Annotated in this window: 5 protein-coding genes; all 5 read right to left on the bottom strand. The window is 69.4% G+C overall.

The window, feature by feature from the left end:
• A partial coding sequence (locus G6021_RS03385) for a DnaJ domain-containing protein (RefSeq protein ID WP_187700391.1) occupies positions 1-433 on the bottom strand: 433 nt, incomplete at its 3' end.
• A 117-nt stretch (positions 434-550) separates the two neighbouring features.
• Positions 551-1168, bottom strand: a complete 618-nt coding sequence (gene grpE, locus G6021_RS03380; RefSeq protein WP_179523531.1) for a nucleotide exchange factor GrpE — start codon at positions 1166-1168, stop codon at positions 551-553.
• Positions 1165-1362, bottom strand: coding sequence for a hypothetical protein (locus tag G6021_RS03375; RefSeq protein WP_182610459.1), 198 nt, complete (start codon positions 1360-1362; stop codon positions 1165-1167). Before G6021_RS03375 ends, grpE begins: the two co-directional genes overlap by 4 nt.
• Positions 1359-3212, bottom strand: a complete 1854-nt coding sequence (gene dnaK, locus G6021_RS03370) for a molecular chaperone DnaK (RefSeq protein ID WP_182610460.1) — start codon at positions 3210-3212, stop codon at positions 1359-1361. Before dnaK ends, G6021_RS03375 begins: the two co-directional genes overlap by 4 nt.
• 377 nt (positions 3213-3589) lie before the next feature.
• On the bottom strand, positions 3590-4936 hold the full coding sequence (gene gdhA, locus G6021_RS03365; protein ID WP_179523534.1) for an NADP-specific glutamate dehydrogenase: 1347 nt from the start codon (positions 4934-4936) through the stop codon (positions 3590-3592).
• Positions 4937-5416: the final 480 nt, after the last annotated feature.

The raw sequence follows: 5416 nt of genomic DNA, 5'->3' as shown, positions 1-5416 counted from the left end.
GGCCCGCGCCGGCCCCGCCGCCGCGGCCGCCGCCCTGGTTGAACAGGCCGCCGAAGAGATCGGAGAAGCCCCCGGCCCCACCGGCTCCGCCCGCACCCGCGGCCCCTCCGAAGAGGTCGCCGATGTCGAAGTCACCGCCGGTGGTGGTGTATCGGCCCCCACCGGGAGGCGCGAAGCCGCCGAACCCGCCGGAGGACACCTGCGCCCGGAACTCGTCGTACTCCTTGCGCTTGGCGGGGTCGCCGATGACGCTGTTGGCCTCGCCGACCCGCTTGAACTTCTCCTCGGCGGCCTTGTTCCCCGGGTTCTTGTCCGGGTGGTTGTCGCTCGCGAGCTTGCGGTACGCCTTGCGGATCTCGTCCGCCGTGGCGGACTTGGAGACGCCCAGTTCGGCGTAGTAGTCCTTCTCGACCCATTCGCGCTGACTCACCAGACGCCTCCTTTCCCTATCGGTTCCTGATCAGTTCCTACTTACCCGAAGTCTCACTTTTCCACCTCGACCGCCGGTGTGCGGGTGACCGCACACCGGCGGCGGTGGAGGACGAGCGGATCAGCGGACGGTGACCATCGCCGACCGCAGGGTCCGCTCGCCGTGGCGATAGCCCTTGCGCAGGATCGTGCCCAGCACGGGCTCGGAACCCTCCGACTCGTCCTGCACGGCCTCGTGCACGGACGGGTCGAACGCGTCCCCCTCCTCGCCGAAGGACTCGACCCCCTGGGAGGCCAGGACCGCGTGGACCCGGTCGGCGAAGGCCTTGAGCGGCCCCTCCTCCAGGTCCCCGTGCGCCCGTGCCCGCTCCAGGTCGTCGACGATCGTCAGGAGCTCGGTGAGGACCGAGCCCTTGGCGGTGTCGATGATGGCCTGTCGGTCCCGCTCGACGCGGCGGCGGTAGTTGGCGAACTCCGCCGACACGCGCTGCAGGTCCGCCGTCCGTTCGTCGAGCTGCGCCTGCAGCGCCGACGTGGCGTCGTCGTCGGACGACCGGTCGCCGGCGGCGCCGTCGGTGGTGGGGGCGGGGTCGTCCTCGACGATCTCGCCCTCCACCGCCTCCGACGGAGCGGCGCCGGTCTTGTCATCCACCGCCTGCGCGGCGGCCACGTCCTGCGCGTCACCGCCCGCCCAGGCGGCCTTGTCCGTCTCCGGACCGTCAGCGTGTGGTGTGGTCACTGGAACTCACCCCTGACTGTCTCGTCGTCCTCTGCGGCCGCCTCGACCTCGTCCGGGTCGACGCCGGCCGCGCCCTCGGCCACGATCTCGGCCTCGGGGGCGACGGGGGCGTCCTGGACGAACTTCTCGTCCACCGCCTCCTCGTCGGTGGCCTCCGGGTCGCCGGGATCAGGAATTCCGGTCGCGTCCGTCACTTGTCGTCCCCCTTCGGCTCGTCCTCGTCCACGACCTCGGCGTCGACCACGTCGTCGTCAACCGACCCCGCGGAGGTGGGGTCGCCGGCCTCGGCACCCTCGGCCGCGGAGGCCTCGTAGATGGCCTGGCCGACGGCCTGCGCCTCGGTGTTGACCTTCTCGACCGCGGACTTGATGGCGTCGACGTCCGAGCCCTCGAGGGCGGTCTTGGCGTCGGCGATCGCGGCCTGGAGCGACTCCTTCTTGTCGGCCGGGATCTTGTCCTCGTTCTCCGAGACGAACTTCTCCGTCTGGTAGATCGTGGACTCGGCCTGGTTGCGGGCGTCCGCCTCCTCGCGACGCTTGTGGTCCTCGGCGGCGTGCTCCTCGGCGTCCTTGATCATCTGGTCGATCTCCTCCTTGGACAGGCCGGAGCCGTCCTGGATGATGATCGTGTTCTCCTTGCCGGTGCCCTTGTCCTTGGCGGTCACGTGGACGATGCCGTTGGCGTCGATGTCAAAGGTGACCTCGATCTGCGGCACGCCACGCGGCGCGGGGGCGATACCGGCGAGCTCGAACGAGCCGAGCAGCTTGTTCTGCGCCGCCATCTCGCGCTCACCCTGGAACACCTGGATCTGCACCGACGGCTGGTTGTCGTCGGCCGTGGTGAAGGTCTCCGACCGCTTGGTGGGGATGGTCGTGTTGCGCTCGATGAGCTTGGTCATCACGCCGCCCTTGGTCTCGATGCCCAGCGACAGCGGGGTCACGTCGAGCAGGAGCACGTCCTTGACCTCGCCGCGGAGCACGCCGGCCTGCAGCGCGGCGCCCACGGCGACGACCTCGTCCGGGTTGACGCCCTTGTTGGGCTCCTTGCCGCCGGTCAGCTCCTTGACCAGGTCGGACACGGCCGGCATGCGGGTCGAGCCACCGACGAGCACCACGTGGTCGATGGTAGACACGGCGATCCCGGCGTCCTTGATGACGGCCTGGAACGGCTTGCGGCACCGGTCGAGCAGGTCCTGCGTGATCTTCTGGAACTCCGAGCGCGACAGCGTCTCGTCGAGGAAGAGCGGGTTCTTGTCCGCGTCGACCGTGATGTACGGCAGGTTGATCGAGGTGGACTGACCGCTCGACAGCTCGATCTTCGCCTTCTCGGCGGCCTCACGCAGACGCTGCAGCGCCATCTTGTCCTTGGTGAGGTCGATGCCGTTCTGCGCCTTGAACTTGTCCACGAGCCAGTCGACGATCCGCTGGTCCCAGTCGTCACCACCGAGGTGGTTGTCACCGGAGGTCGCCCGGACCTCGACGACGCCGTCGCCGATGTCGAGCAGGGAGACGTCGAAGGTACCGCCACCGAGGTCGAAGACCAGGATGGTCTGCTCCTTGTCGCCCTTGTCCAGCCCGTACGCCAATGCGGCCGCGGTGGGCTCGTTGACGATGCGCAGGACGTTCATGCCGGCGATCTGGCCGGCGTCCTTGGTGGCCTGACGCTGGGCGTCGTTGAAGTAGGCGGGGACGGTGATGACGGCGTCCGTCACCTCCTCACCGAGGTAGGACTCGGCGTCGCGCTTGAGCTTCTGGAGCGTGCGCGCGCTGATCTCCTGCGGGGTGTAGTTCTTGCCGTCGATCGAGTCCGACTTCCAGTCCGTGCCGATGTGGCGCTTGACCGAGCGGATGGTGCGGTCGACGTTGGTGACCGCCTGGTTCTTGGCCGGCTGGCCCACGAGGACCTCGCCGTTCTTGGCGAACGCGACCACCGACGGGGTCGTGCGCGACCCCTCGGCGTTGGCGATCACGTTGGCCTCGCCGCCCTCGAGGACGGCGACGCAGGAATTGGTGGTGCCGAGGTCGATACCGACTGCACGTCCCATGATGTTCTCCTTCTCTCCGCGCCGTTACCGCGCGGACGGGGGGTGGTCCGAAACTCTGTTGTTCAGCAGACCCGGCTCAAGGCTCGGATCAGTGACTCCACCCTGCCTCTCGGCGGTGGCGCCGTCAACCCAAGTTGAGTCCGGATCGCTGAGGTTTGACGCCCTGTACAACTGGGGACCGGCCCGATCCATTCCCGGGGTGATCCAGATCACGCGGAAACCTGCGCCCACCCGACTCAATCCGACGTGGCGCCCATCCACGCGCCCGCACGCCCGCACGCCCGCACGCATCCTCAACGACAAGACCGTTCCGCACACCCGCCTCTCGGGCGATGCGTGCGGAACGCTCTTCCCGACTGGGGAACGGACGACCTGAGCTAGATGACGCCCTGCGCGAGCATCGCGTCCGCGACGCGGCGGAAGCCGGCGATGTTGGCCCCGGCCGCCAGGTCGCCGGGCATCCCGTACTCCTCGGCGGTCGCGGCCGTGGTGGCATAGATGTTGGTCATGATGCGGTCGAGCTCGGAGTCGACGCGCTCGAAGTCCCACTGCAGCCGACCGGCGTTCTGGCGCATCTCCAACCCGCTGGTGGCCACACCGCCCGCGTTCGCGGCCTTGGCGGGTCCGAACAGGATGCCCTTCTCGCGGATCACCTCGACGGCCTCCTCGGTGCACGGCATGTTGGCCCCCTCGGCCACCAGGCGGCACCCGTTGCCCGCCAGGGTCCGCGCGGCGTCGCCGTCGAGCTCGTTCTGCGTCGCGCAGGGCAGTGCGATGTCGCACTTCACCTCCCACACCGAACGCCCCTCGACGAACTCGCAGTCACCCCGCTCCTCGGCGTAGACCGAGAGCCGCTCGCGTCGGACGTCCTTGACGTCGGCGAGCAGGTCCAGGTCGAGGCCCCTCTCGTCGACCACGTACCCGGAGCTGTCGGAGCAGGCCACGACGGTGGCTCCGAGTTGCGTGGCTTTCCTGGCCGCGTAGAGGGCCACGTTCCCGGACCCGGAGACGACAACGCGGGAGCCGTCGAGGCTGAAGTCGGTCTCGCGGAGCATCTCGCGGACGTAGTAGACGAGCCCGTAGCCCGTGGCCTCGGTCCTCGCCCAGGACCCGCCGTAGCCGATCCCCTTGCCGGTGATCACCCCCGCCTCGTTCCGGCCCGTGATCTTCCGATACTGGCCGTACAGGTAGCCGATCTCGCGGCCGCCCACGCCGATGTCCCCGGCGGGCACGTCCAGGTCCGCCCCGATGTGATGGGCGAGTTCGGCCATGAACGACTGGCAGAAGCGCATCACCTCGCCGTCGGTCCTACCGTGGGGGTCGAAGTCGGAGCCGCCCTTGCCACCTCCCAGCCCCAGGCCCGTGAGCGCGTTCTTGAAGACCTGCTCGAAGCCGAGGAACTTGAGGGTGTCCTCGTCGACGGACCGGTGGAACCGCAGACCACCCTTGTACGGACCCAGGTCGGAGCTGAACTGGACCCGGAAGCCGCGCTGGACCTGGATCACTCCCGAGTCGTCGACCCACGGCACGCGGAAGGACACCACTCGTTCGGGTTCGACGATCCGCTTGAGGATCCCGCCCTCGACGTACTCGGGATGCTGCGCGACCACGGGGGCGAGCGACTCGAGCACCTCGTGCACGGCCTGCCGGAAGAGCTTCTGCCCGGGGTTGCGGGCCACCACGGACTCGAGCGCATCGTGCAGTGCGGCGTCGGCGTCGGACATGGGACCTCCGGTCAGGGGCTGCGGTCTGGGGGCGATATGAGGGCTGCGGCGTGAGGGCTGGGGACTACGTGTACGCGGACCACCCGCCTCGGGCGACACCTCGGACCGAGGTTCCGCAGGCCGGTGTCACGGCCGGAACCGCGTCGCCGCCGTGCCGCAGCCTAGCGTCTGTCCGCTTCCACCACCGATCCAGGCCGCGCCCGGACCCGCGGCGGACCACCCCGGGCGAAATTCCCCGCGGACGTGGATCCGGCCATACGATCTACGGTCACGGACCCGGCCGGTTCCCTTCCCGTCCCGATAGGAACAGTGACCCCATGCGCCACCTCCCCCGCCGCCGCACCTGGAGTATCGGCGCCCTCGTCGCCGTGGTCGTGGTCGCGGCTCCGATCGCCGTCCAGGCCCAGCCACGCGACGGCGCCCCGGCGGTGGACGACTCCCGCGCGACGCCCGCGATCGTGCACGAGTCCCTCGAGGACG

This window comes from Dietzia sp. CW19 (assembly GCF_014145265.1).
Lineage (GTDB): Bacteria > Actinomycetota > Actinomycetes > Mycobacteriales > Mycobacteriaceae > Dietzia > Dietzia natronolimnaea.
Note: the sequence above shows the minus strand (reverse complement) of the source record. Positions and strands in the feature narration are given on the sequence as shown.